The organism is Stenotrophomonas sp. EMP41, from assembly GCF_047495535.1.
Lineage (GTDB): Bacteria > Pseudomonadota > Gammaproteobacteria > Xanthomonadales > Xanthomonadaceae > Stenotrophomonas > Stenotrophomonas sepilia.
The window spans coordinates 2,587,516-2,613,091 of the sequence record NZ_CP179923.1 but is presented as its reverse complement, the minus strand read 5'-3'; the positions used below and the strand labels follow the sequence as shown (position 1 = coordinate 2,613,091).

Sequence of the window (25,576 nt, the reverse complement as noted above, 5' to 3'; positions counted from 1 at the left end):
GATCGATCCTTGAGGGTCAGCGGTTGCGGAAGCGGGTCAACGCTTCCCATGCAGTGCGTACGGCAGCCGCATCAGGGGCCTGCTGGGGCAGCGGGAGGTAGTGCCGGTCCAGCGCCGTGGCGTTGCCGAATTTGTCGAACACGTAGATCGCGTCGCCATGGCGTATCGCGCGCTGCGACCAGCTTTCGACCACCAGGGCACGCGGGCCCTGCGGTTCGGCCAGCAGGTCCTGGCCGGTGCTGAAATCGCTCAGCGCGTTCTCGCAGCCCAGCGCATGGCGCATCAGTGTCGGTACCCAGTCTTCGTGCGAGCTGGTGCGGGCGTCGCGGCCAGCGGCCATGCCTGGCCAATGCAGCACGAACGGGACCTGCAGCTGGTAGTCGGAGAAGTTGCCGTTGTGGCCCCAATAGTTCAGCTTGAGGTCGTTGAACTCTTCGGCATGGTCGCCGGTGACCAGCACGATGGTGTCCTCGGCCAGGCCCTGTGCGCGCAGGTCGTCCAGCAGCGAGCCGATCAGGCTGTCTGCGTAGTGCACGGCGGTGCGGTAGCGGTTGAGTTCCGGCGTCGGGTCATGCTCCGGGCCGAATTTGAGGAAGTCGATGTCCGCGGCCATCGGCGTCGCCACGGGCGGGTAACCGTCGGGCATGTGGTAGGGCGCGTGGGTGGAGTCGAGGAACACGAAGCCGAACCAAGGGCGCTGCGCCGCCTGGCTGGCGCGGATGTTCTGCTGCAACGCGCTGATGATCGCGCGGTCGCGGCCGTCGGACTTCAGTGCCGATGGCCCCTGGTGCAGCTGGTCGCGCACATCGGCGAATGCGGTGCGATCGAATTCCGGGCTGTACAACGGCGCACTGCCGTACAGGTGCAGGTCGTAGCCCTGCTGGCCCAGCACCTGGAACAGCTGCGAGCCACGCTGTTCGTCGAGCATGCTTGGCCAGTAACCACCGGGCAGGCCGTACAGCAGCCCGAACAGGCCGTAGCGGGTGGCATTGCCGGTGCTGAAGTGGTGATCGAACACACGCGCGTCCTGCGCCAGCGTCGACGTGTTGGGCATCAACTGCGGTGTCAGCACGTCCTGGCGCAGCGATTCCAGCACCACCATCAGCACATTGGGGCGATGCGGGTTCTGGCAGCGCAGCGGGTGCAGCGGGTACTGCAGCTGCGCATGGCGCGGGTCGGGCAGGCCGGCCTGCTGCTGGCTGACCACGCCCAGGCGCCGCATGAAGCTCTTGGCGGTGATCGGTTGCGCCCACGGCAGGTAGTTCCACTGCACGATCACATCGCGGTCGCCGCGGGCGTCGTAGTAGGCGGTGGCCACCTGGCCGCCGGCCATCAGAAGCGCGACCGCTGCCCACGCCTGCAGCACCCGTCGCCGGCGTGGCGCTGCCGGCAGCAGCTTCCAGCACGCCCAGGCCAGCAGGCCTTCGGCGGCGAAGACCGCGGCGACCAGCAGCGCGACCTGCAGCCAGGTCTTCCAGGACAGGGCGACCTGGTCCTGCAGGGCGCCGCCGAACACCATGTTCACGACCATGGCGTTGAGGTGGAAGCGGTACAGGGTGAAGACCTTGGCGTCGACCAGCAGCAGGCACAGCCACAGGCCCTGCAGGAGAACGGCGCTGATGCTCAGCGTACGGGCAGTGCGTGGCCACAGCCCCAGCAGCAACGGCAGCAGGCCGGCCAGCGCGCCGAACGCGAGCAGGTGGCCGGGCAGGGCGATCGCGAGGTAGGCCAGGCCCGCGCTGCCGCCTGGATTGTCCCGTAGCGGCACGTTGCCCAGTGCGATCGCCGCAGCCAGGGCCGCATTGCCGGCGACGAACAGCGACCACCAGGCCAGCCGGCGCCAACGCCGGGTGGAACCTTCAAGGGCGGGTGCGGCAGGGGCGGCTGCGGACATGCGGGGCGGATTCAGGAAGCGGGCAAAGGGTCGGGCCCAACGTGACGGAAGCGTTAATCCGCGCGCGGGTCGCGCATTGTATCGGTTTGTTTCTTCGTATCGAGTGGCGTCCCCCGGGCGATCTGTCACAATGTTCAGGCGGGCCATGAATGCGCTGGCCCCCCAGACCCAATGACAAGCCAGGAACCGCTGTGAGCCAGATCCCCACCCTCGACATCACCCGTTTCGACAGCGACCGCGAGGCCTTCGTGGCCGAGCTGGGCGCGGCCTATCGCCAATGGGGATTCGCGGGCATCCGCAACCACGGCATCCCGCAGGCCGACATCGACGCGGCCTACGATGCCTTCAAGGCCTTCTTCGCCCTGCCGGAAGAGGTCAAGCGCAAGTACCACGTGCCTGGCAGCGGCGGCGCCCGCGGCTATACCCCCTTCGGCGTGGAGACCGCCAAGGGCTCCAAGCACTTCGACCTGAAGGAGTTCTGGCACATCGGCCGCGAGATCGCCGACGACTCCAAGTACCGTGACGTGATGGCGCCGAACCTGTGGCCGACCGAAGTGGAGGGCTTCCGCGAGCGGGGGTACGGCCTGTACCAGGCGCTGGACAACCTGGGGTCGCGCGTGCTGTCGGCGCTCGCCCTGCACATCGGCCTGCCGGAGAATTTCTTCGCCGACAAGACCAACTTCGGCAATTCGATCCTGCGCCCGATCCACTACCCGCCGATCACCACCGACGACATCCCGAACGTGCGTGCCGGTGCTCATGGCGACATCAACTTCATCACCCTGCTGGTGGGTGCGAGTGCCGCGGGCCTGGAAGTGCAGTCGCACGACGGCGAGTGGGTGCCGTTCACCTCGGACGCGGACACCATCGTGGTCAACATCGGCGACATGCTGCAGCGCCTGACGAACCATGTGTATCCGTCGACCATCCACCGCGTGGTCAATCCTCCGGGCGAGCTGGCGCGCCAGCCGCGCTACTCGGTGCCGTTCTTCCTGCACCCGAACCCGGACTTCCTGATCGACGTGCTGCCCTCGTGCATCACCCCGGAGAACCCGAGCCGGTACCCGGAGCCGATCACCGCCCACGGCTTCCTCGAGGAGCGCCTGCGCGAGATCAAGCTGAAATAAAGAGAAGCGAGGCCGCCGAAAGGCGGCCTTTTTCTTTGCAGGGTTGCACCCTGCACCCGCGGTAGTGCCGGCCGCTGGCCGGCAAACCCAAAGCCAAAGCGGCTCTGGGTTTCTGCGTGTTGGGCGGGGCGGCGTGGGTTGGCAGGACACGCCGTGAACCCCCAGACCGGCCCAGCCGCTGGCGGCTGTGCGTTCGGGCGCTTGCGAAGCAGTGCTTCGCAAGCAAAGCGACCTCACCCCTGGGGGCTCGATGGCGCCTTGCTCGTGTGCGCAGGACAGCGCACACGAGCAAGCGGCGATCGAGCTTACATGGACGTACTTGCAGCGCCCCCTGCGCAGTCCCACCCGCCCGGCCAAGCCCCAGATCTAGCCGGGCTCTCCGCGACCAACCAACCCCCCCCCCCGCCACGAGGGGCTGCGCCGTTGGCTGAAAATCCATGTAACCGCTTACACGGAAACGGATTTTTCCCGCAGCGGGTATCATGCTCGGCTGACTTCACACAGGAGCCACCCGCTCATGCGCCGCAAGATCGTCGCCGGAAACTGGAAGCTGCATGGCAGCCGTCAATTCGCCAATGAACTGCTGGGGCAGGTGGCCGCCGGTCTGCCGCTGGACGGGGTCGAGGTGGTGATCCTGCCGCCGCTGCCGTACCTGGGCGAGCTGGTCGAGGACTTCGGCGGGACCGGCCTGGCGTTCGGCGCGCAGGACGTGAGCAGCAATGAGAAGGGTGCCTACACCGGCGAGGTCTGTGCAGCCATGCTGGTTGAGGTCGGGGCCCGCTATGGCCTGGTCGGCCACTCCGAGCGCCGCCAGTACCACCATGAAAGCAGCGAGCTGGTCGCGCGCAAGTTCGCCGCCGCCCAGCATGCCGGCCTGGTCCCGGTGTTGTGCGTGGGCGAGACCCTGGAACAGCGGGAGGCCGGGCAGACCGAAACAGTCATCGCCAGCCAGTTGGCGCCGGTGCTGGAACTGGTCGGTGCGGCCGGTTTCGCCAACGCCGTGGTCGCCTACGAGCCGGTCTGGGCCATCGGCACCGGCCGTACCGCCAGCAAGGAGCAGGCACAGCAGGTGCACGCGTTCATCCGTGGCGAAGTCGCCCGTATCGATGCTAGAATCGCTGATTCACTGCCCATTGTTTACGGCGGTAGCGTGAAGCCCGACAATGCCGGGGAACTGTTCGCGCAGCCGGATGTCGATGGTGGGCTGGTCGGCGGCGCCTCCCTGGTGGCCGCGGACTTCCTGGCCATCGCACGGGCGGCGGCCGCGAACTAATCCTAGAAGTATTGTCCGAGGGCGGTTTCCAATGCTGATGTTGATCCTCAATGTCGTCTACGTGCTGGTCGCTGTGGCCATGATCGCGCTGATCCTGATGCAGCGTGGCTCGGGTGCGGCGGCAGGTTCGGGCTTTGGTGCTGGTGCCTCGGGCACGGTGTTCGGTGCGCGTGGCGCTTCGAACTTCCTGTCCAAGTCGACCAAGTGGCTGGCTGTGGTGTTCTTTGGCATCAGCCTCTTCATGGCCTGGTATGCCGGTCACGGTACCCGTCCGGCGGCCGACCAGGATCTGGGTCTGATGTCCGCCCCGGCAGCGACCGCTCCGGCGGCTCCGGCGGGCGAGCTGCCGGCCGTCCCGAAGGCCGATGCGGTTCCGGCCGCCCCGGTTCCGGCCGCAAATGTGCCGGCTCAGGCGGAATCTTCGGTTTCTGGTGAAGAAAAGCCTTCGGAAGGCTCCCAGAAAGACTGAAGCCGGTTACAATACGCGGCGCATCGGGAAGATAGTCTGATGTGATCGTTTGCCCAGGTGGCGGAATTGGTAGACGCACTACCTTGAGGTGGTAGCGACGCAAGTCGTAGGGGTTCGAGTCCCCTCTTGGGCACCATTTGTAAGTAAAGCGGGTTCGTCTGGCGCGCAAGGCGCCAGGCAGATTCCCGTCCACTCCCCCATGCCAAAGCGCCTGCAGGCGCGGCGGCAGAGGCAAGAGAGAATCGCTGTGCTGGCCGAATATTTGCCGTCTCTGCTGTTTCTGATCGTTGCCACCGGTATCGGCGTTACGCTGATGCTGGTTGGTCGATTCCTCGGTCCCCGCCGCCCCGATCTGGAAAAGCTGTCGCCGTATGAGTGCGGCTTCGAAGCCTTCGAAGACGCGCGCATGAAGTTCGACGTGCGCTACTACCTGATCGCGATCCAGTTCATCGTCTTCGACCTGGAAATCATCTTCATCGTGCCGTGGACCCAGGTCTTCATGGAACTGGGCGCCCGTTCGCTGGTCACCATGGGCCTGTTCGTCGGCATGCTGTTCCTCGGTTTCATTTACGTCTGGAAGAAGGGAGCGCTGGAATGGGAGTGATTCAGACTCTCGATGGCCTCATGAACAACCCGTCGCCGGAAGGCCGGGTTGATGACATCCTGCGGCCGGAAGGCGACAACCCGCTGCTGGAAAAGGGCTTCGTCACCACCAGCGTCGACGCACTGCTGAACTGGGCGCGCACCGGCTCGATGTGGCCGATGACCTTCGGCCTGGCCTGCTGTGCGGTCGAGATGATGCACGCCGGCGCCGCGCGCCTGGATCTTGACCGCTACGGCGTGGTGTTCCGCCCGTCGCCGCGTCAATCCGACGTGATGATCGTGGCCGGTACCCTGGTCAACAAGATGGCCCCGGCGCTGCGCAAGGTCTACGACCAGATGCCGGACCCGAAGTGGGTCATCTCGATGGGTAGCTGCGCCAACGGCGGTGGCTATTACCACTACTCCTATTCTGTCGTGCGCGGCTGTGATCGCGTGGTGCCGGTGGACGTCTATGTCCCGGGCTGCCCGCCGACCGCCGAGGCGCTGGTGTACGGGATCCTGCAGCTGCAGAAGAAGATCTGGCGTACACAGACCATCGCCCGCTGACCCCTTCACCTGACTAGAGCGCGCCAAGCCCCCATGGCAGAGCAAGCATCCTTCATCGACCGACTCTCCGCACGTTTCGCTGGTGCGAAGGTCATCGTGGTCGAACCCCGCGGCGAAGTGACGCTGGAAGTGCCTGCCGCCGAGTGGCACGCCACCGCCCTGGCGCTGCGTGACGAGTTTGGTTTCGAGCAGGCCGTGGATCTGTGCGGCGTCGACTACCTCGGTTATGGCTCCGACGAATGGGACACCGCCGACGTGTCCTCGCAGGGCTTCAGCCGAGGCGTCGAAGGCAAGGCCCAGGGCCGCTTCGCGTGGGGCGAGTTCCCCACCGAGGAAAACGGTGCCGACGGTGCCCGCCCGCAGCACATGCCGACCCAGCGCTTCGCCGTGGTCGCGCAGCTGCGCTCGTACCAGCACAACCTGATGATGCACCTGCGCTGCTTCGCCCCTGACGAAGCGCTGCCGGTGGTGTCCTCGCTGACCAGTATCTGGCCGGGCCTGAACTGGTTCGAGCGCGAGGCGTTCGACCTGTACGGCGTGATCTTCGAGGGCCACCCGGACCTGCGCCGGATCCTGACCGACTACGGTTTCGTTGGCCATCCGTTCCGCAAGGACTTCCCGCTGATCGGCAATGTCGAAGTCCGCTACGACGAAGAGAAGAAGCGCGTGATCTACGAACCGGTCACCTCGGTGGAGCCGCGTGTCGGCGTGCCGCGCGTGATCCGCGACGACGCCCGTCTGCAGACCGCAGAAGGTGAGCGCGCGCAGGAGGCAGTGAAGTGAGCCACGTACACCAGGCCGGCGAAGCATTCGCCAGCAACGCCGCCGAAAGCCGGCAGGAAATCCGCAACTACACCATGAACTTCGGTCCGCAGCATCCGGCCGCTCACGGTGTGCTGCGCCTGATCCTGGAAATGGACGGTGAAACCATCATGCGCGCCGACCCGCACGTGGGTCTGCTGCACCGTGGTACCGAAAAGCTGGCCGAGTCCAAGCCGTTCAACCAGTCGATCGGTTACATGGATCGACTGGATTACGTGTCGATGATGTGCAACGAGCACGCCTACGTGCGCGCGATCGAGACCCTGATGGGCATCGAGGCGCCGGAGCGTGCGCAGTACATCCGCACCATGTACGACGAGATCACCCGCATCCTCAACCACCTGATGTGGCTGGGCTCCAACGCGCTCGACCTGGGTGCGATGGCGGTGATGCTGTACGCCTTCCGCGAGCGCGAAGAGCTGATGGACTGCTATGAAGCAGTCTCCGGCGCACGCATGCACGCGGCGTACTACCGTCCGGGCGGTGTCTACCGCGACCTGCCGGACCACATGCCGAAGTACAAGGAATCGCGCTGGCACAAGGGCAAGGCGCTGAAGCAGCTCAATGCTTCGCGCGAGGGCTCGCTGCTGGACTTCCTGGAGAACTTCACCGTCGAGTTCCCCAAGCGCATCGACGAATACGAAACCCTGCTGACCGACAACCGTATCTGGAAGCAGCGTACCGTCGGCATCGGCGTGGTCACTCCCGAACTGGCCCACCAGTGGGGCATGACCGGCGTGATGCTGCGCGGCTCGGGCATTGCCTGGGACCTGCGCAAGAAGCGTCCGTACGCCAAGTACGATGCCGTCGATTTCGACATCCCGCTGGGCAAGGAAGGCGACTGCTACGACCGCTATCTGGTCCGCGTTGCCGAAATGCGCGAATCCAACCGCATCATCAAGCAGTGCGTGGCGTGGCTGAAGGCCAACCCGGGCCCGGTGATGGTGAAGAACTTCAAGGTCGCTCCGCCCAGGCGCGAGGACATGAAGGACGACATGGAAGCGTTGATCCACCACTTCAAGCTGTTCAGCGAAGGCTACTGCGTGCCGGCCGGCGAGACCTACTCGGCGGTGGAAGCCCCGAAGGGCGAATTCGGCTGCTACCTGGTCTCCGATGGCGCCAACAAGCCGTTCCGCGTGCACCTGCGTGCGCCGGGCTTCGCCCACCTGTCCTCGATCGATTCGGTCGTGCGCGGCCACATGCTGGCCGACGTGGTGGCGATGATCGGCACCTACGACCTGGTGTTCGGCGAGGTTGACCGGTAATGCCGTCCGCCACGCCAACGCCCGCTGCAGGCAGCCGGCGCAAGCCGGCGCCGCAGTTTCTGGAATTTCACGTTATGCATTTCGCTGAGGTCGGCCGATGAAGGCGACAGGTAATTTCGAGGCGGCGCGCGACGTCGACCCGATGGTGGTGCTGAGCGACAAGACCCGCGCTCACATCGATCACTGGCTGTCCAAGTTCCCGCCGGACCGCAAGCGCTCTGCCGTGCTGCAGGGCCTGCATGCGGCCCAGGAGCAGAACCAGGGCTGGCTGACCGACGAACTGATCGCCGGCGTGGCCAAGTACCTGGACCTGCCGCCGGTGTGGGCCTACGAGGTCGCCAGCTTCTACTCGATGTTCGAGACCGAGAAGGTGGGCCGCAACAACGTGGCCATCTGCACCAACATCAGCTGCTGGCTCAATGGCGCCGAGGACATCGTGCGCCATTGCGAGAAGAAGCTGGGCATCAAGCACGGTGAATCGACCCCTGACGGCCGCGTCTACCTCAAGCGCGAGGAAGAGTGCCTGGCCGGCTGCGGTGGCGCGCCGATGATGGTCATCAACGGTCACTACCATGAGCGTCTGACCCTGGAAAAGGTCGACGAGCTGCTGGACGGGCTGGAGTAAGGGCATGGCACATCACCACGAATCCAAGGGTCCGGTCGGCCCCGCGCCGCTGCCGCACCAGGTGGTCTATACCACCCTGCATTACGACACCCCGTGGTCGTACGAAAGCTACCTGAAGACCGGTGGCTACGCTGCCCTGCGCAAGATCCTCGAAGAGAAGATCCCGCCGGAGCAGGTCATCGAGATGGTCAAGGCCTCGGGCCTGCGCGGCCGCGGTGGCGCCGGCTTCCCGACCGGCCTGAAGTGGTCCTTCATGCCCAAGGGCAACATGCAGAAGTACATCCTCTGCAACTCGGACGAATCCGAGCCGGGCACCTGCAAGGATCGCGACATCCTGCGCTACAACCCGCATTCGGTGGTGGAAGGCATGGCGATCGCCTGCTACGCCACCGGTTCGACCGTGGGTTACAACTACCTGCGCGGTGAGTTCCACCACGAGCCGTTCGAGCACTTCGAGCAGGCCCTGGCCGACGCCTATGCGAACGGGTGGCTGGGCAAGAACATCCTCGGCAGCGGCGTGGACATCGACATCTACGGCGCGCTGGGCGCCGGCGCGTACATCTGCGGCGAAGAAACCGCGCTGATGGAATCGCTGGAAGGCAAGAAGGGCCAGCCGCGCTACAAGCCGCCGTTCCCGGCCAACTTCGGCCTGTACGGCAAGCCGTCGACGATCAACAACACCGAAACCTACGGTTCGGTGCCGGCGATCATCCGCAACGGCCCGGAGTGGTTCAAGGGCCTGAGCCTGACCGCCAATGGCGGCCCGAAGTGCTTCTCGGTGTCCGGCTGCGTGCAGAACGGCGGCAACTTCGAAGTGCCGCTGGGCACCACCTTCGACGACCTGCTGGAAATGGCCGGTGGCCTGCGTCCGGGCCGCAAGCTCAAGGGCGCGATCCCGGGCGGTGTGTCGATGCCGGTGCTGACCGCGGCCGAGCTGAAGGGCCTGCCGATGGACTACGACACCATCCGTGCACTGGGTTCCGGCCTGGGTTCGGGCGCGATCGTCGTGCTCGACGACAGCGTCTGCTGCGTCAAGTTCGCCTGCCGCATCAGCCAGTTCTTCCACAAGGAATCCTGCGGCCAGTGCACCCCGTGCCGTGAAGGCACCGGCTGGATGCACCGCGTGCTGGAGCGCATCGTCGCCGGCAAGGCCACGATGGAAGACCTGCACCAGCTGAAGGCAGTGGCCGGCCAGATCGAAGGCCACACCATCTGTGCGTTCGGCGAAGCGGCTGCATGGCCCATCCAGGGCTTCCTGCGCCAGTTCTGGGACGAGTTCGAGTACTACATCGTCAACGGTCATTCGATGGTTGACGGCAAGAAGGTGGAGGCAGCCGCTGCATGAGCGCGCAACCCGTAAATCCGAGCGTCCCACCCGATCACGTCACCATCGAGATCGATGGCAAGTCGCTGGTCGTGCCCAAGGGCTCGATGATCATCCAGGCCGCCGACAAGGCCGGCATCTCCATTCCGCGCTTCTGCTACCACGAGAAGCTGCCGATCGCCGCCAACTGCCGCATGTGCCTGGTGGACGTGGAGAAGTCGCCGAAGCCGGCGCCGGCCTGCGCCACCCCGGTGATGGACGGCATGAAGGTCGCCACCCGCAGCGAGAAGGCGCTGAAGTTCCAGCGCTCGGTGATGGAGTTCCTGCTCATCAATCACCCGCTGGACTGCCCGATCTGCGATCAGGGCGGCGAGTGCGAGCTGCAGGACGTGTCGCTGGGCTATGGCCGTTCGGTCAGCCGCTTCAACGAGCGCAAGCGCGTGGTGCCGGACGAGGACATGGGCCCGCTGGTCGCTACCGAGATGACCCGCTGCATCCAGTGCACCCGCTGCGTCCGCTTCACCGCCGACGTCGCCGGTACCTACGAACTGGGTGGCATGTACCGCGGTGAGAACCTGCAGATCGGTACCTTCGACGGCAAGCCGCTGACCACCGAGCTGTCCGGCAACGTCGTCGACGTCTGCCCGGTCGGCGCACTGACCAACAAGGTGTTCCAGTTCCGCGCCCGCCCGTGGGAACTGACCGCGCGCGAATCGCTGGGCTACCACGACGCGATGGGTTCGAACCTGTTCCTGCACGTGCGTCGCGGCGAAGTGCTGCGCACCGTGCCGCGCGACAACGAAGCGGTGAACGAGTGCTGGCTGTCCGACCGTGACCGCTACTCGCACCAGGGCCTGTACAGCGAAGACCGTGCGGTCAAGCCGCTGCGCAAGGTCAATGGTGAGTGGAAGGAAGTGAGCTGGGCCGAAGGCCTGGCCGCGGCCGTCGAGATCCTCAAGGCCAACCAGGGCGACAACCTGGGCGTGCTGGTGCATCCGTCCACCTCGAACGAGGAAGGCGCACTGCTGGCCCGCCTGGCCAAGGGCCTGGGTTCGGGCAACATCGACCACCGCATCAACAACCGCGATTTCTCCGACGCCGCAACCGCCGAAGTGTTCGGCCTGCCGCTGGCCGAAATCGAAGGCGCCGACCGCATCGTCGTTCTGGGCAGCAACATCCGCCACGAGCTGCCGCTGCTGCACGCCCGCCTGCGCAAGGCGCAGACCACCAAGGGCGCGAAGATCCACGTCATCAATCCGGTGGACTTCGACTTCGCCTTCAGCATTGCCGGCAAGCAGATCGTTGCCCCGTCAAAGTTCGTCGACGCGCTGGCCAACGCCGAGCTGCGTTCGGCCGTGCAGGGCGGCAACAACACCGTGCTGATCGTTGGTGGCATCGCCGAGAACCACCCGCAGGCTGCCGCGATTCGCGCCGCCGCGCGTGACTTCGCCGCCGCCACCGGTGCCAGGCTGTGCCGCATCCCGCAGGGTGCCAATGCCGTCGGCCTCACCCGCGCCGGCGTGCTGCCGGCCGGCAAGGACGTCGCCGCGATGCTGGCGCAGCCGCGCCAGGCCTACGTGGTGTACGGCCTCGAGCCGGGCCTGGACTTCGCCGACGCCCCGGCCGCCCGCAAGGCGCTGGCTGGCGCGCAGGTGGTGGCCTTCAGCCAGTTTGCCTGCGCCTCGACCCGCGACGTTGCCGACGTGATCCTGCCGATCGGTGCGCTGCCGGAAATCGATGCCACCCTGACCAACCTCGATGGTCGCGAGCAGTCGGCCCGTGCCGGCGGCAAGCTGCCGGGCGAGGCCCGTGAAGGCTGGCGCGTGCTGCGCGCACTGGGCGGCGACATGGCGCTGGCCGGTTTCGACTTCACCGACCTGGCCGGCCTGCGTGCCAGCCTGGCCACGGTGTCGGTCAACGTCGCCGCTTCGGCGCAGCCGGCGGTTGCCGGCGAAGGCCTGGAAGTGGCTTCGACCGCCGCGATCTACCGCACCGATGCGGTGGTCCGTCGCGCGCCGGCGCTGCAGTCGCATCCGCTCAACAACGCCCCGCGCATCGTGCTGAACGCTGAAGATGCCGCTCGCCTGCAACTGCAGGAAGGGCAGATGGCCAAGGTCGGCACCGATGCCGGCAAGGCCACCCTGCCGGTGGTGGTCGACGCCCGCGTCGCTGCGGGTTCGGTCTGGATTGAATCGGGCCACGGCGCGACCGCGCCGCTGGGTGCCGCTCGCGTATCGGTGGTGGCTGCATGAACGAATTGCTGTTGAACGCGGTCGATCCGCTGCACCAGTGGCTGCTTGGCCTTGGTGACATCGGCGCGCTGATCTGGATCATCCTGAAGATCCTGGTGATCGCTGTTCCGGTGATCATCTCGGTGGCCTTCTACGTGGTCTGGGAACGCAAGCTGATCGGCTGGATGCACGTCCGCCACGGCCCGATGTACGTGGGCATGGGCATCTTCCAGGCCTTCGCCGACGTCTTCAAGCTGCTGTTCAAGGAAGTGGTCCAGCCGAGCAGCGCCAACAAGGCGATCTACCTGCTGGCGCCGCTGATCACCCTGGCGCCGGCCTTCGCGGCCTGGTCGGTGGTGCCCTTCGATTCGCAGATCGTGCTGTCCAACGCCAACGCCGGCCTGCTGTATCTGCTGGCGATGACCTCGCTGGGCATCTACGGCATCATCCTGGCCGGTTGGGCGTCCAACTCGAAGTACGCGTTCCTGGGCGCCATGCGCGCCTCGGCGCAGATGATCAGCTACGAAATCGCCATGGGCTTCGCCCTGGTCGGCGTGATGATCGCCTCGGGCAGCCTGAACCTGAGCAACATCGTCGCTGCGCAGGCCGGCAGCTCCGGTTTCTTCGACTGGTTCCTGCTGCCGCTGTTCCCGCTGTTCGTCATCTACTGGGTGTCGGGCGTGGCTGAAACCAACCGCGCGCCGTTCGACGTGGTGGAAGGCGAGTCGGAAATCGTTGCCGGCCACATGGTGGAGTACTCCGGCGGCGCGTTCGCCCTGTTCTTCCTGGCCGAATACGCGAACATGATCCTGATCAGCTTCCTGATCTCGATCTTCTTCCTCGGCGGCTGGCTGAGCCCGGTCCAGGGCTGGGTCGATTTCGGCAATGTCTCGCCGCTGGTCGACTGGATCTGGAAGGGCGGTGCACCGTGGTTGTTCGTCAAGGTGTTCTTCTTCGCCAGTGCCTACATCTGGTTCCGTGCCAGCTTCCCGCGCTTCCGCTATGACCAGATCATGCGCCTGGGCTGGAAGGTCTTCATCCCGCTGGCCATTCTGTGGATCGCGGTTACCGCCGTCATGGTGTTCTTCGGCGTGATTCAAAAGGGCGTCTAAGTGATGAACAGGATTACCCATTACTTCAAGAGCCTGCTGCTGCTCGAACTGCTGGCCGGCCTCTGGCTGACGCTGAAGTACAGCTTCAAGCCGAAGTACACGATGATGTACCCGATGGAGAAGTTCCCGCAGTCGCCGCGCTTCCGTGGCCTGCACGCCCTGCGCCGTTATCCCAACGGCGAAGAGCGTTGCATTGCCTGCAAGCTGTGTGAAGCGGTGTGCCCGGCGCTGGCCATCACCATCGACTCGGCCAAGCGCGAGGACGGCACCCGCCGCACCACCCGCTACGACATCGACCTGTTCAAGTGCATCTTCTGCGGCTTCTGCGAAGAAAGCTGCCCGGTGGACTCGATCGTCGAAACCCACATCCTCGAGTACCACTTCGAGAACCGTGGCGAAAACATCGTTACCAAGCCGCAGCTGCTGGCCCTGGGCGACCGTCTCGAGTCCGAGATCGCCGAGCGTCGTGCCGCCGATGCCGCTTACCGCTGAGGTCGAGAGATGGATTGGGTAAATATCGCTTTCTGGGTGTTCGCCATCGCGGCAACGGTTTCGGCCGGTGCGGTGATCAGCGTGCGCAACCCGGTTCACGCCGTGCTCTGCCTGGTGCTGACCTTCTTCTCCATTGCCTGCGTGTGGCTGCTGGTGGGTGCCGAGTTCCTCGGCGTGGCCCTGGTGCTGGTCTACGTCGGCGCGGTGATGGTGCTGTTCCTGTTCGTGGTGATGATGCTGGACATCGACCCCACCAAGCTGCGTGAGGGCTGGGTGCGCTACCTGCCGGTCGGGCTCATTGTCGCGGTGGCGATGCTGGCGCAGATGCTGATCCTGATCGGCGTCAAGGCACGCTCGGTCACGCCGTTCCCGGCCGACAACGCCGCTGCGGTCGCCGCCGACAGTTCCAACATCACCTGGCTGGCACGCACGCTGTTCACCGAGTACCTGCTGCCGTTCGAGTTCGCCGCCGTCATCCTGACCGTGGCCGTGGTTGCCGCCGTCATGCTGACCCTGCGCCGCCGTACCGGCGTCAAGAGCCAGAACCCGGGCGAGCAGACCATGGTCAAGGCCGGCCAGCGCCTGCGCATGGTCAAGATGGGTGCCGAAGCACCGGTCGTGCACAGCAACAGCAAGCCGGCCACCGGCGAGGAGACCCAGCCGTGATTACCCTTGGCCACATCCTTGCGCTTGGCGCGGTGCTGTTCGCCATCAGCCTGGCCGGCATCTTCCTCAACCGGAAGAACGTCATCGTCCTGCTGATGTCGATCGAACTGATGCTGCTGTCGGTGAACATCAACTTCGTCGGCTTCTCGCGCCAGCTGGGCGATCCGTCCGGCCAGCTGTTCGTGTTCTTCATCCTGACCGTCGCCGCCGCGGAAGCCGCCATCGGCCTGGCGATCCTGGTGACCCTGTTCCGTACCCGCCGCACGATCAATGTCGGCGAAGTCGATTCGTTGAAGGGCTGATCCACAGATGGAAATCACTCTCTCCAAGAGTCTGTTGATCGCAGTGGTGCTTGCACCGCTGTTCGGCAGCATCATCGCCGGCCTGTTCGGTCGCCAGGTCAAGCGCTTCGGCGCGCAGACCATCACCATCCTCGGCGTCGCGGTGGCCTGCGGCCTGTCGATGTACACGCTCTACCAGCTGCTGTGGGGCGGCGCGCAGCCGTTCAACCAGAACATCTATACGTTCTTCGAAGTCGGCCAGTACTCGGCCCACGTCGGCTTCATGGTCGACAAGCTGACCGCGATGATGATGGTGGTGGTGACCTTCGTGTCGCTGCTGGTCCACATCTACACGATCGGCTACATGCAGGACGATCCGGGTTACCAGCGGTTCTTCAGCTATATCTCGCTGTTCACCTTCTCGATGCTCACCCTGGTGATGAGCAACAACTTCCTGCAGCTGTTCTTCGGCTGGGAAGCGGTGGGCCTGGTGTCGTACCTGCTGATCGGCTTCTGGTTCAAGCGCCCGACCGCGATCTTCGCCAACATGAAGGCCTTCCTGGTCAACCGCGTCGGTGACTTCGGCTTCCTGCTCGGCATCGCCGGCGTGCTGTGGGTGTTCGGCACCCTGGACTACTCGCAGGTGTTCTCGCAGGCCGGCATGCTGGCCGACCCGCGCGCCCAGTTGCAGATCTGGGACGGCACCATCCTGGGCATGCAGCTGCTGAACGAGCCGGTGATCTGGTCGATCGCCACGGTCATCTGCATCTGCCTGTTCATCGGTGCCATGGGCAAGTCGGCCCAGGTCCCGCTGCACGTGTGGCTGCCCGACTCGATGGAAGGCCCGACCCCGATCTCGGCACTGATCCACGCCGCGACGATGGTGACCGCCGGTATCTTCATGGTCACCCGCATGTCGCCGCTGTTCGAGCTGTCGCAGACCGCGCTGAACTTCGTGCTGTTCATCGGTGCCACCACCGCCTTCTTCACCGGCCTGATCGGCATCGTGCAGAACGACATCAAGCGCGTCGTCGCGTACTCCACGCTGTCGCAGCTGGGCTACATGACGGTTGCACTGGGCGTGTCGGCCTACTCGGCAGCCGTGTTCCACTTGATGACCCACGCCTTCTTCAAGGCGCTGCTGTTCCTGGGTGCCGGCTCGGTCATCATTGCCATGCACCACGAGCAGGACATGCGCAAGATGGGCGGCCTGCGTAAGTACATGCCGATCACCTTCATCACCATGTGGATCGGTACGCTGGCACTGGTGGGTACGCCGTTCTTCTCCGGCTTCTACTCGAAGGACACCATCATCGAGGCCGCCGAGCTGCACGCGCACCTGTCCAACAACTGGGTGGCCACCTACGGCTACTGGGCGGTGCTGGGTGGCGTGATCGTCACCAGCTTCTACAGCTTCCGCCTGCTGTTCCTGACCTTCCATGGCAAGGAGCGTTTCCGCGACGTGCATCATGACGATCATGGTCACGGCCATGACGATCACCACGCCGCCGACGCCCACCACGGCGATGCGCATCACGATGACCACGGCCATGGCCACGGTCCGCATGAGCCGCACGAAACGCCGTGGGTGGTGACCCTGCCGCTGATCCTGCTGGCCATCCCGTCGATCGCCATCGGTTTCTTCAGCATCGGTCCGATGCTGTACGGCACCGACTGGGCCGGTCACCACGCGCACGATGCCATCAAGGGCCAGGCGCATACGTTCTTCACCGGCGTGGTCGACTTCTACGATCCGGCCAAGAACACCATCGGCTTCCTGGGCGAGGAGTTCCACGGCCCGGTCGCCTTCGCGCTGCACGGCATGATGGCTCCGGCGTTCATGCTGACCGTTGCGGGCTTCCTGCTGGCCGCACTGTTCTACCTGTGGAAGCCGGACCTGTCGGGCAAGGCCCGCAAGACCTTCGCTCCGCTGGTGTCGGTACTGGAAAACAAGTACGGCTTCGACAAGCTGTGGATCGATGGCTTTGCCGGTGGCAGCGTCAAGCTGGGCAAGGTCTCGCGCTGGATCGACAGCAACATCGTCGACGGCGTGGTCAATCTCTCGGCACGTGTTGTGGACGTCGCAGCCGGCGTGCTGCGTCGTACCCAATCCGGTTTCCTCTATCACTACGCCTTCGCGATGATCATCGGCCTGATTGCCCTGCTGGGCGTGCTGATGCATTACCTGCGTTGATGACCTGTACGGAATAAGAAGACGTGTCGAACTGGCCTCTACTCAGTGTCCTCATCTGGCTGCCGATCATCGGTGGCGCCCTGATCCTTGCGATCCGTGATGCGCAGACCGCCCGCTGGGCGTCGCTGGGCGTAGCGGTGCTGACGTTCGTGGCGAGCCTCTCGCTGCTGAGCGGCTACAACGCGGGCATCGACGGTCTGCAGTTCGTCGAGACCCATGCCTGGATCCCGGCGTACAAGATCGGCTACAACCTGGGCGTGGACGGCATTGCCGTGGCGCTGATCCTGCTGACCACCCTGGTCAGCGTGCTCGCCCTGATCGGCGCCTGGAGCGCCATCGACAAGCGCGTGAACCAGTACGTGGCAGCCTTCCTGATCCTGGAAGGCGTCACGGTCGGTATCTTCGCGGCGACGGATGCGATGCTGTTCTACGTGTTCTTCGAGGCGATGCTGATCCCGATGTTCCTGATCATCGGTGTCTGGGGCGGCCCGCGCCGCATCTACGCTGCGCTGAAGTTCTTCCTGTACACCTTCCTCGGCTCGGTGCTGATGCTGGTGGCACTGATCTACCTGTACATGAAGGGCGGCAGCTTCCAGCTGGCCGACCTGTACGCGCTGCCGCTGTCGGCCAAGGAACAGACCTGGATCTTCTTCGCGTTCCTGATCGCCTTCGCGGTCAAGGTGCCGATGTTCCCGGTCCATACCTGGCTGCCGGATGCCCACGTGGAAGCGCCGACCGCCGGTTCGGTGATCCTGGCCGCCATCGCCCTGAAGATCGGTGGCTATGGCTTCCTGCGCTTCAACCTGCCGATCGTCCCGGACGCGTCGCAGGAATGGGCCTGGCTGGTGATCGCGCTGTCGTTGATCGCAGTGATCTACGTCGGCCTGGTCGCCCTGGTGCAGGACGACATGAAGAAGCTGATCGCCTATTCGTCGATCGCGCACATGGGCTTCGTCACCCTGGGCACCTTCATCGCCCTGTGGCTGGTGCGTGAAGCCGGCAACGCCGACGCCGCCCGCCTGGGCCTGCAGGGCGCCATGGTGCAGATGATCTCGCACGGCTTCGTGTCCGGCGCGATGTTCTCCTGCGTCGGCGTGCTGTACGACCGCATGCACAGCCGCCGCATCGCCGATTACGGCGGCGTGGTCAACGTGATGCCGTGGTTCGCCACTTTCGCCATGCTGTTCTTCATGGCCAACGCGGGCCTGCCGGGTACCAGCGGTTTCGTCGGCGAGTTCATGGTCATCCTGTCGGCCTTCCAGCGTAATCCGTGGATCGCGCTGGGCGCGGCCACCACCCTGATCATCGGCGCCGCCTACACCCTGTGGCTGTACAAGCGCATCTTCTTCGGTGAGGTGGCCAACAGCCATGTTGCCGAACTGAAGGACATCAACGGCCGCGAATGGCTGGTGCTGGGCGTGTTCGCCATCGGCGTGCTGGCCCTGGGCATCTATCCCAAGCCGCTGACCGACCTGATGGAGCCCTCGATCGCGAAGCTGGCGATGCAGATCGCATCCAGCAAGCTGCTGTAATTCCAGGATTTGATGATGACCACCTCGCCGCTGCTGCCATTGACCGCCGCTGACCTGCCACCGCTCGCTCCCGAGCTGGTGCTGATCGGCAGCGCCTTCGCCCTGATGATCCTCGACCTGTTCGTCAGCAACCGGAACAAGATCGTCACCCACCTGTTCTCGCTCGCTGCGCTGGCCGTGGTGCTGTTCATGCTGGCCACCGGCGTGGGCGGGCAGGGCGAGGTCTTCCATGGCATGTTCGTGCGCGATACCGCCGCGGACGTGATGAAGACCGGGATCGTGCTGCTCAGCGGCCTGACCCTGGTCTATGGCTGGCGTTACCTGCGTGACCGCAACCTGTTCCAGGGCGAGATCCCGGTGCTGATCCTGTTCGGCACCGCCGGCATGATGATCCTGGTGTCGGCCGGCAGCCTGCTGATGGTCTACCTGGGCCTGGAACTGCTGGCGCTGTGCTCCTACGCCCTGGTCGCCAGCAACCGCGAAAACGGCCTGGCCTCGGAAGCGGCGATGAAGTACATCGTGCTCGGCTCGCTGGCCTCTGGCCTGCTGCTGTACGGCATGTCGCTGATCTACGGCGCTACCGGCAGCCTGCACCTGGACGTCATCCGTGACGCCATCCCGCACTCGGAAGAGCGCGTGCTGCTGATCACCGGTGCGGTATTCATGATCGCCGGCGTCGCCTTCAAGCTGGGTGCCGCACCGTTCCACATGTGGCTGCCGGACGTGTACCAGGGTGCCCCGGCACCGATCGCACTGTTCATCAGCTCGGCGCCGAAGCTGGCCGCCTTCGGCATGGCCTACCGCCTGCTGGAAATGGGCGTGGGTCCGCTGTCGACCGAACTGCAGCTGCTGATCGCCGGCCTGGCCGCAGTCTCGCTGGTCATCGGCAACCTGATGGCCATCGCGCAGAGCAATCTCAAGCGCATGCTGGCGTTCTCCACCGTCTCGCACATCGGCTTCCTGCTGATGGGCATCGCCGGTGGTGGCGCGCAGGGCTATGCCGCTGCGCTGTTCTACGCACTGGCCTACGCCATCATGTCGACCGCCGCCTTCGGCGCGATCATCGCGCTGTCGCGTGCCGGCTTTGAAGCCGAGAACATCGAGGACTTCAAGGGCCTCAATGCCCGCAACCCGTGGATGGCCGGCCTGGTGCTGTGCATCATGGCGTCGCTGGCCGGCATCCCGCCGTTCCTGGGCTTCTGGACCAAGCTGGCGGTGCTGGGCGCGGCCGTCAACGGCGGCCTGCTGTGGCTGGCCATCCTGGGCGTGCTGTGCGCCGTGGTTGGCTGCTTCTACTACCTGCGCGTCATCAAGGTCATGTACTTCGATGAGCCGGTGGGCGAGGCCATGCCGCGCAACAACGACCGCGTGCTGGGTGTGGTGCTGGGCGTCAATGCCTTGGCGCTGCTGGCCCTGGGCCTGGCCTGGAACCCGATCATGGTCTGGTGCCAGCAGGCATTTGCGCATCTTGCATAAAAGTTGACACAAAGCTGCGCGATTCGTGTAATATGCGCAGCCTGAGTTGTCACTGCAGCGGTTCAGCCAGAACATCGTTGCGGTAGCCCTCCTCGAAAGAGCAGGGCAGCAGTTCAAACACTTCCGGTGCGGGGTGGAGCAGTCTGGCAGCTCGTCGGGCTCATAACCCGAAGGTCGCAGGTTCAAATCCTGCCCCCGCTACCAACGTCCGATCGGCGCCAACCGGTTTGATGAATGAGGGAAGGCTTGCAGTTTTTGGAGCCATCGCTCATAATTCCGCTTCTGATGCGGGGTGGAGCAGTCTGGCAGCTCGTCGGGCTCATAACCCGAAGGTCGCAGGTTCAAATCCTGCCCCCGCTACCAAGTAAGAAGATCGCCTTCGAAGTCCTGCTTCGAGGGCGTTTTTCTTTGGGTGGGTTCCGTTTTTGTAGGGTCGAGCCGTGCTCGACTGCCGGTATGGAAAAGGGATCTGAGCCCTGGCCCCGCACCTTGCACCAGCGCGGTGCAGCCGCTATCATCAGCGGCCTAGCAGTACCCCTGAAGGCGGCCTCCCAGCGGGAGTCCGGACCCGGAAGGAGGGCCGCAACCGGCAGGCAATGCAGGTTGCAACCGGAATCCAGTCACCGGAGTCTTTCCGGAAAAGGGGCCCAACGGGCCCTTTGTCGTTTCCGGGGCGTCATGTTTCCACGCCGGCCAAGGCCGGCACCCAACCATAGAGATCAAGGCAGGCTGTGAGCGACAAGGCAACCGACATCGCGAATCTGCTCGCCCCGACCGTTGTGTCGCTGGGCCTGGAGCTGCTGGGCGTTGAGTATCTGCCGGCCCCCGGCGGTGCGACCCTGCGCCTTTACATCGACGTGCCGCTGGCTGAACAGCCCGAGCGCATCATCAATGTCGACGACTGCGAGCGGGTCAGCCGCGAAGTCTCGGCGCAGCTGGACGTCGAAGACCCGATCAGCGGCAATTACACGCTGGAAGTGTCCTCGCCGGGCGTGGACCGCCCGCTGTTCAACCTGGAGCAGTTCGGCCGCCACCAGGGTGAATCGGCCAAGGTTACGCTGAAGCTGCCGCAGGACAACCGTCGTCGCCTGCAGGGCCGCATCGAAGCGATCGACGAGGCCGCGGGCACCGTCACCCTCATCGTCGACAAGGCTGAAGTGGTCGTGTCGGCCGACAACATCGACAAGGCACGGATCATGCCCGACTGGGTGGCGCTGGGGCTGGCCCCGAGCAAGCCGACCGGTCCGGCGCCGAAGCGTCCGAAGCCGAACACGAATTCTTCTTCCAACGAGCCGGCGGCAAAGAAGCCGCGCGCGGAGTGAGCCAATGAGCAAGGAACTGTTGCTGGTAGTCGACGCAGTCGCCAACGAGAAGGGCGTGCCGCGTGAAGTGATCTTCGATGCCATCGAGGCCGCCCTGGCCTCGGCAGCGAAGAAGCGCTATCCCGAGGAGGAAGTGCTGACCCGCGTGGTCATCGACCACAAGGATGGCAGCTACGAAACCTTCCGCCGCTGGGAAGTGGTGGCCGATGACGTGGTCATGGAATCGCCGGATCGCCAGATCCGCCTGATGGACGCCGTCGACGAGGCCGAAGGCGTCGAGGTCGGCGACTACATCGAAGAGCAGATCGAGAACCCGGACTTCGGCCGCATCGCTGCCCAGGCCGCCAAGCAGGTCATCGTCCAGCGCGTGCGCGAAGCCGAGCGCCAGCAGGTCGTGGATGCATGGAAGGATCGCGTGGGTGAGCTGATCACCGGTGTGGTCAAGCGCGCCGAGCGCGGCAACATCTACGTCGACCTCGGTGGCAATGCCGAAGGCTTCATTCCGAAGGACAAGGGCATTCCGCGCGACGTGCTGCGCGCCGGCGACCGCGTGCGCGGCTACCTGGCCGAAGTGCGCTCGGAGCCGCGTGGCCCGCAGCTGTTCATCAGCCGTGCCGCCCCGGAATTCATGATCGAGCTGTTCAAGCTGGAAGTGCCGGAAGTCGGCCAGGGCCTGGTGGAAATCAAGGCCTGCGCCCGCGATCCGGGCGACCGCGCCAAGATCGCCGTGCTGGCCCACGACCAGCGCACCGATCCGATCGGTGCCTGCATCGGCATGCGCGGTTCGCGCGTGCAGGCCGTGTCCAACGAGCTCAATGGCGAGCGCGTCGACATCGTGCTGTGGAACGACAACCCGGCCAACTTCGTCATCAACGCGATGGCGCCGGCCGAAGTGCAGTCGATCATCGTCGATGAGGACAAGCACTCGATGGACCTGGCCGTTGCCGAAGACCGCCTGGCCCAGGCGATCGGCAAGGGCGGCCAGAACGTGCGCCTGGCCAGCCGCCTGACCGGCTGGCAGCTCAACGTGATGACCCAGGACCAGGTCACCGCCAAGTCGGAGGCCGAGCAGGCTGCCGCCCGCCAGCTGTTCATGGACAAGCTGGAAGTGGACGAGGAAATCGCCGGCATCCTGGTCAGCGAAGGCTTCGGCACCGTCGAGGAAATCGCATATGTCCCGGTCGGCGAACTGCTGGCCGTGGAAGGTTTCGACGAGGACATCGTCGAAGAGCTGCGCGCTCGTGCCCGCGATGCGCTGCTCAATGAGGCCCTGGCAGTCGAAGAAGGCCTTGAAGACGGCCAGCCGGCGCAGGACCTGCTGTCCCTGAAGGGCATGGACGAAGCCACCGCATACGCGCTGGCCGGCCACGGCGTGCGTACCAGCGAGGATCTGTCCGACCTGGCCGCCGACGAGGTCATGGACTTCGGCATCGAAGGACTGGATCAGGCGCGCGCCGCTGCGCTGATCCTGGCCGCCCGTGCCGAGGAGATCGCCCGACTGGAACGCGGCGAATGAGCCGGCAATGAACAGGGCCCTGAGCCGCTCAGGGCGTAGAATCCGCGCCACCTCCAGATGCGGGGGGGCGCCCACAAGATCATAGGATCCGAATGTCGCAGCAAACCACCATCCGCAAGCTTGCCGAACTGGTCAACACGCCGGTCGAAAAACTGCTGGAACAGCTGGCCGGTGCCGGCATGAAGTTCAGCGGTCCCGACCAGGTCGTGACCAGCTCCGAGAAGGTAAAGCTCCTGGGCTTCCTTCGTCGTTCGCACGGCAAGCCCGAGCAGGCCCCGGAAGAGTCCGATCAGTCTGCGAAGAAGATCACGCTCAACCGCCGGAAGCAGCAGGAAGTGACGGTCAATTCCGGTCGCAGCAAGACGACCGTGAATGTCGAGGTGCGCCAGAAGCGTACCTACGTCAAGGATGGTGCTCGCGCCATGACGCCGGACGAAGAGCGCGCCGACATCCTGCGCAAGCTGGAAGAGTCGCGTGCGCGCAACCTCGCCGAACAGCAGGCCCTGGCCGAGAAGGATCGTCTGCGCGACGAGGCCATCGTCCGTGCCCGTGAGGAAGAGGCCGCCGCCAAGGAACGCGCCGAGGCCGAGAAGAAGGCCGCCGAGGAAGCTGCGGCTGCGGCCAAGGCGGCCGAGGCACTGGCCGCCAGCAAGCCCAAGCGTGCTCCGATCGACGAAACCGCGCCGCGCCCGCCGCGCGCCCCGGCCGCCGCCCCGGCTGCGCCGCGTGGTGCTCCGCCGCCGCCGCCGCGCAACGACGACCGCAACAACCGCAGCGCGCCGCGCAACGAGCGTGGCCCGGGCGACCGCTTCGCCGGCCAGATGCACCTGTCGGCCGCCGACCGTGCGCGTCGTGGCAACAGCAACAACAGCAATTCGCGTGGACGTCCGGGTGGCCGCAACCAGTCCGGTGGCCGTCGCGACATGTCGCGTGGTGGCAACAATGCCGGTCCGCACGCGTTCGAGCGTCCGACCGCCCCGGTCGTGCGTGAAGTCGCGATCGGCGAGACCATCACCGTGGCCGACCTGGCGCAGAAGCTCGCGCTGAAGGGCGGCGAGGTGGTGAAGGCGCTGTTCAAGATGGGCGTGATGGCGACCATCACCCAGTCCATCGACCACGACACCGCTGCGCTGGTGACCGAAGAACTCGGCCACAAGGCGATCCGTGCCAACGACAATGATGCCGAAGACGCGCTGCTGGCTTCGACCGGTGAAAACCAGGGCGAAGCCGTGCAGCGCCCGCCGGTGGTCACCATCATGGGTCACGTCGACCACGGCAAGACCTCGCTGCTGGACTACATCCGCCGCACCAAGGTTGCCCACGGCGAAGCCGGCGGCATCACCCAGCATATCGGTGCCTATCACGTCGAGACGCCCAAGGGCGTCATCAGCTTCCTGGATACCCCGGGCCACGCCGCGTTCACCTCGATGCGTGCCCGCGGTGCCAAGCTGACCGACATCGTGGTGCTGGTGGTTGCTGCCGACGACGGCGTCATGCCGCAGACCAAGGAAGCGATCCAGCACGCCCGTTCGGCGGGTGTGCCGCTGATCGTGGCGATCAACAAGATCGACAAGTCCGGTGCCGACCCGATGCGGGTCAAGAACGAGCTGCTCTCCGAGCAGGTCGTGGCCGAAGAGTTCGGTGGTGACATCCAGATGGTGGAGATCTCGGCCAAGACCGGCCTGGGCATCGACGACCTGCTGGACGCGGTGTCGGTGCAGGCCGAACTGCTGGAACTGAAGGCCGTCGACGAAGGCCGCGCCTCGGGCGTGGTGATCGAATCGTCGCTGGACAAGGGCCGCGGCCCGGTCGCTACGGTGCTGGTGCAGCAGGGCCGCCTGAAGAAGGGCGACTACCTGGTGTGCGGTATCCAGTACGGCCGCGTGCGTGCGCTGTTCGACGAAACCGGCAAGCAGCCGGAGTTCGCCGGCCCGTCGATCCCGGTGCAGGTCCTGGGCCTGTCCGGTGTGCCGGAAGCCGGAGACGACTTCGTGGTGGTCGAGGACGAGCGCCTGGCCAAGGATGTTGCCCAGCAGCGTGAGACCAAGCGCCGTGAGTCGCGCCTGGTCGCCACCGCTGGCAGCCGTATGGAAGACATCATGGCGACCCTGGGCAAGGGCGAGGGCCAGCAGGTCCTCAACCTGGTCATCAAGGCCGACGTGCAGGGTTCGGTGCAGGCCCTGAGCCAGGCGCTGGTCGCGCTGTCCAACGAGGACATCCGCATCAACGTGATCCACTCCGGCGTGGGCGGCATCACCGAATCGGACGCCAACTCGGCGGCTGCTTCGAAGGCCACCGTCATCGGCTTCAACGTGCGTGCGGATGCTTCGGCCCGTCGCATCATCGAATCCAACGGCGTCGACCTGCGTTACTTCTCGATCATCTATGACGTGATCGATCAGGTGAAGCAGGTGGCATCCGGTCTGCTGGGCGTGGAGATCCGCGAAGAGATCATCGGTATCGCCGAGGTCCGCGACGTCTTCCGCAGCTCCAAGCTGGGCGCCGTTGCCGGCTCGATGGTCATCGAGGGCGTGGTCAAGCGCAACAAGCCGATCCGCGTGCTGCGCGACAGCGTGGTGATCTTCGAAGGCGAGCTGGAATCGCTGCGTCGCTTCAAGGAGAACGTCGAGGAAGTCCGCAACGGTACCGAATGCGGTATCGCGGTGAAGGCCTACAACGACGTCAAGCCGGGCGACCAGATCGAGTGCTTCGAGCGTATCGAAGTGCCGCGCACCCTGTAATGCTGCAAGGTGGCCCGACCAACGGTCGGGCCCTACCATGTACCTGTAGCGCCCGGCCGTTGGTC

21 protein-coding genes and 3 tRNA genes are annotated in these 25,576 nt (G+C 65.1%); 23 read left to right on the top strand and 1 reads right to left on the bottom strand.

Going from position 1 to position 25,576, the window contains the following annotated elements; all coding sequences use genetic code 11:
• Positions 1 to 16 precede the first annotated feature (16 nt).
• The gene (locus tag ACMGRF_RS12100) at positions 17 to 1,894 is read right to left on the bottom strand and encodes a DUF3413 domain-containing protein (protein WP_414485244.1); all 1,878 of its coding nucleotides are present in this window, start codon (positions 1,892 to 1,894) and stop codon (positions 17 to 19) included.
• A gap of 149 nt (positions 1,895 to 2,043) precedes the next feature.
• Here ACMGRF_RS12100 and ACMGRF_RS12095 point away from each other — a divergent pair, with 149 nt between their 5' ends.
• The 23 genes from ACMGRF_RS12095 to infB all read left to right on the top strand — a co-directional run bounded on the left by ACMGRF_RS12095 (position 2,044) and on the right by infB (position 25,511).
• Entirely contained in the window at positions 2,044 to 3,021 is a 978-nt protein-coding gene (locus ACMGRF_RS12095; RefSeq protein WP_049414703.1) for an isopenicillin N synthase family dioxygenase, read from the top strand.
• A 517-nt stretch (positions 3,022 to 3,538) separates the two neighbouring features.
• Positions 3,539 to 4,294 (top strand): triose-phosphate isomerase, encoded by a 756-nt coding sequence (gene tpiA / locus ACMGRF_RS12090; protein WP_049415228.1) that lies wholly within the window; start codon positions 3,539 to 3,541, stop codon positions 4,292 to 4,294.
• A gap of 31 nt (positions 4,295 to 4,325) precedes the next feature.
• The gene (gene secG / locus ACMGRF_RS12085) at positions 4,326 to 4,763 is read left to right on the top strand and encodes a preprotein translocase subunit SecG (protein ID WP_049415231.1); all 438 of its coding nucleotides are present in this window, start codon (positions 4,326 to 4,328) and stop codon (positions 4,761 to 4,763) included.
• Between the two features lie 51 nt (positions 4,764 to 4,814).
• Positions 4,815 to 4,899 (top strand) — tRNA-Leu (locus ACMGRF_RS12080).
• Between the two features lie 111 nt (positions 4,900 to 5,010).
• Positions 5,011 to 5,367, top strand: a complete 357-nt coding sequence (locus ACMGRF_RS12075; RefSeq protein ID WP_005417937.1) for an NADH-quinone oxidoreductase subunit A — start codon at positions 5,011 to 5,013, stop codon at positions 5,365 to 5,367.
• The gene (locus ACMGRF_RS12070) at positions 5,358 to 5,912 is read left to right on the top strand and encodes a NuoB/complex I 20 kDa subunit family protein (RefSeq protein ID WP_005417936.1); all 555 of its coding nucleotides are present in this window, start codon (positions 5,358 to 5,360) and stop codon (positions 5,910 to 5,912) included. The genes ACMGRF_RS12075 and ACMGRF_RS12070 overlap by 10 nt, the downstream gene beginning before the upstream one ends.
• Positions 5,913 to 5,945: 33 nt before the next feature.
• Positions 5,946 to 6,695, top strand: a complete 750-nt coding sequence (locus ACMGRF_RS12065; RefSeq protein WP_010486428.1) for an NADH-quinone oxidoreductase subunit C — start codon at positions 5,946 to 5,948, stop codon at positions 6,693 to 6,695.
• A complete protein-coding gene (locus tag ACMGRF_RS12060; RefSeq protein ID WP_005417935.1) occupies positions 6,692 to 7,999 on the top strand; it encodes an NADH-quinone oxidoreductase subunit D in 1,308 nt (435 codons plus the stop codon). The genes ACMGRF_RS12065 and ACMGRF_RS12060 overlap by 4 nt, the downstream gene beginning before the upstream one ends.
• 97 nt (positions 8,000 to 8,096) lie before the next feature.
• Positions 8,097 to 8,624, top strand: coding sequence for an NADH-quinone oxidoreductase subunit NuoE (gene nuoE, locus ACMGRF_RS12055; RefSeq protein WP_005410460.1), 528 nt, complete (start codon positions 8,097 to 8,099; stop codon positions 8,622 to 8,624).
• 4 nt (positions 8,625 to 8,628) lie between these two features.
• Entirely contained in the window at positions 8,629 to 9,969 is a 1,341-nt protein-coding gene (gene nuoF, locus ACMGRF_RS12050) for an NADH-quinone oxidoreductase subunit NuoF (RefSeq protein ID WP_005417934.1), read from the top strand.
• Entirely contained in the window at positions 9,966 to 12,200 is a 2,235-nt protein-coding gene (nuoG, locus tag ACMGRF_RS12045) for an NADH-quinone oxidoreductase subunit NuoG (RefSeq protein WP_414485243.1), read from the top strand. The genes nuoF and nuoG overlap by 4 nt, the downstream gene beginning before the upstream one ends.
• Positions 12,197 to 13,291 (top strand): NADH-quinone oxidoreductase subunit NuoH, encoded by a 1,095-nt coding sequence (nuoH, locus tag ACMGRF_RS12040; protein WP_065186670.1) that lies wholly within the window; start codon positions 12,197 to 12,199, stop codon positions 13,289 to 13,291. Before nuoG ends, nuoH begins: the two co-directional genes overlap by 4 nt.
• Positions 13,292 to 13,294: 3 nt before the next feature.
• Complete coding sequence (gene nuoI / locus ACMGRF_RS12035; protein ID WP_005417924.1) at positions 13,295 to 13,783, top strand: NADH-quinone oxidoreductase subunit NuoI; 489 nt, start codon at positions 13,295 to 13,297, stop codon at positions 13,781 to 13,783.
• Positions 13,784 to 13,792: 9 nt separating this feature from the next.
• Positions 13,793 to 14,449 (top strand): NADH-quinone oxidoreductase subunit J, encoded by a 657-nt coding sequence (locus tag ACMGRF_RS12030; RefSeq protein ID WP_005417923.1) that lies wholly within the window; start codon positions 13,793 to 13,795, stop codon positions 14,447 to 14,449.
• The gene (nuoK, locus tag ACMGRF_RS12025; protein WP_005417921.1) at positions 14,446 to 14,751 is read left to right on the top strand and encodes an NADH-quinone oxidoreductase subunit NuoK; all 306 of its coding nucleotides are present in this window, start codon (positions 14,446 to 14,448) and stop codon (positions 14,749 to 14,751) included. Before ACMGRF_RS12030 ends, nuoK begins: the two co-directional genes overlap by 4 nt.
• Before the next feature lie 7 nt (positions 14,752 to 14,758).
• Positions 14,759 to 16,924: an NADH-quinone oxidoreductase subunit L gene (nuoL, locus tag ACMGRF_RS12020; protein WP_099495804.1), complete on the top strand. Its 2,166-nt coding sequence runs from the start codon at positions 14,759 to 14,761 to the stop codon at positions 16,922 to 16,924.
• 23 nt (positions 16,925 to 16,947) lie between these two features.
• Positions 16,948 to 18,456 (top strand): NADH-quinone oxidoreductase subunit M, encoded by a 1,509-nt coding sequence (locus ACMGRF_RS12015; protein ID WP_005410452.1) that lies wholly within the window; start codon positions 16,948 to 16,950, stop codon positions 18,454 to 18,456.
• Positions 18,457 to 18,471: 15 nt separating this feature from the next.
• Positions 18,472 to 19,932 (top strand): NADH-quinone oxidoreductase subunit NuoN, encoded by a 1,461-nt coding sequence (gene nuoN, locus ACMGRF_RS12010; protein ID WP_049415243.1) that lies wholly within the window; start codon positions 18,472 to 18,474, stop codon positions 19,930 to 19,932.
• A gap of 127 nt (positions 19,933 to 20,059) precedes the next feature.
• A tRNA-Met gene (locus tag ACMGRF_RS12005) sits at positions 20,060 to 20,136 on the top strand.
• A gap of 82 nt (positions 20,137 to 20,218) precedes the next feature.
• Positions 20,219 to 20,295: transfer RNA gene (locus ACMGRF_RS12000), tRNA-Met, on the top strand.
• Positions 20,296 to 20,663: 368 nt separating this feature from the next.
• The gene (gene rimP, locus ACMGRF_RS11995) at positions 20,664 to 21,254 is read left to right on the top strand and encodes a ribosome maturation factor RimP (RefSeq protein WP_414485242.1); all 591 of its coding nucleotides are present in this window, start codon (positions 20,664 to 20,666) and stop codon (positions 21,252 to 21,254) included.
• Positions 21,255 to 21,258: 4 nt separating this feature from the next.
• Positions 21,259 to 22,770 carry a transcription termination factor NusA gene (gene nusA, locus ACMGRF_RS11990; protein ID WP_005417911.1) on the top strand — a complete coding sequence of 504 codons (1,512 nt, stop codon included), beginning with the start codon at positions 21,259 to 21,261 and terminating at the stop codon, positions 22,768 to 22,770.
• A 92-nt stretch (positions 22,771 to 22,862) separates the two neighbouring features.
• On the top strand, positions 22,863 to 25,511 hold the full coding sequence (infB, locus tag ACMGRF_RS11985; protein WP_099596726.1) for a translation initiation factor IF-2: 2,649 nt from the start codon (positions 22,863 to 22,865) through the stop codon (positions 25,509 to 25,511).
• Positions 25,512 to 25,576 lie beyond the last annotated feature (65 nt).

Bases quoted from the DNA above. Each gene is read 5' to 3' on its own strand.
- ACMGRF_RS12100 (WP_414485244.1), bottom strand. From the start codon at position 1,894: ATGTCCGCAGCCGCCCCTGCCGCACCCGCCCTTGAAGGTTCCACCCGG.
- nuoE (WP_005410460.1), top strand. From the start codon at position 8,097: ATGAAGGCGACAGGTAATTTCGAGGCGGCGCGCGACGTCGACCCGATG.
- ACMGRF_RS12065 (WP_010486428.1), top strand. From the start codon at position 5,946: ATGGCAGAGCAAGCATCCTTCATCGACCGACTCTCCGCACGTTTCGCT.
- nuoF (WP_005417934.1), top strand. From the start codon at position 8,629: ATGGCACATCACCACGAATCCAAGGGTCCGGTCGGCCCCGCGCCGCTG.
- ACMGRF_RS12030 (WP_005417923.1), top strand. From the start codon at position 13,793: ATGGATTGGGTAAATATCGCTTTCTGGGTGTTCGCCATCGCGGCAACG.
- nuoH (WP_065186670.1), top strand. From the start codon at position 12,197: ATGAACGAATTGCTGTTGAACGCGGTCGATCCGCTGCACCAGTGGCTG.
- nusA (WP_005417911.1), top strand. From the start codon at position 21,259: ATGAGCAAGGAACTGTTGCTGGTAGTCGACGCAGTCGCCAACGAGAAG.
- nuoG (WP_414485243.1), top strand. From the start codon at position 9,966: ATGAGCGCGCAACCCGTAAATCCGAGCGTCCCACCCGATCACGTCACC.
- tpiA (WP_049415228.1), top strand. From the start codon at position 3,539: ATGCGCCGCAAGATCGTCGCCGGAAACTGGAAGCTGCATGGCAGCCGT.
- infB (WP_099596726.1), top strand. From the start codon at position 22,863: ATGTCGCAGCAAACCACCATCCGCAAGCTTGCCGAACTGGTCAACACG.
- ACMGRF_RS12070 (WP_005417936.1), top strand. From the start codon at position 5,358: ATGGGAGTGATTCAGACTCTCGATGGCCTCATGAACAACCCGTCGCCG.
- nuoL (WP_099495804.1), top strand. From the start codon at position 14,759: ATGGAAATCACTCTCTCCAAGAGTCTGTTGATCGCAGTGGTGCTTGCA.
- nuoN (WP_049415243.1), top strand. From the start codon at position 18,472: ATGACCACCTCGCCGCTGCTGCCATTGACCGCCGCTGACCTGCCACCG.
- ACMGRF_RS12095 (WP_049414703.1), top strand. From the start codon at position 2,044: ATGCGCTGGCCCCCCAGACCCAATGACAAGCCAGGAACCGCTGTGAGC.
- secG (WP_049415231.1), top strand. From the start codon at position 4,326: ATGCTGATGTTGATCCTCAATGTCGTCTACGTGCTGGTCGCTGTGGCC.
- nuoI (WP_005417924.1), top strand. From the start codon at position 13,295: ATGAACAGGATTACCCATTACTTCAAGAGCCTGCTGCTGCTCGAACTG.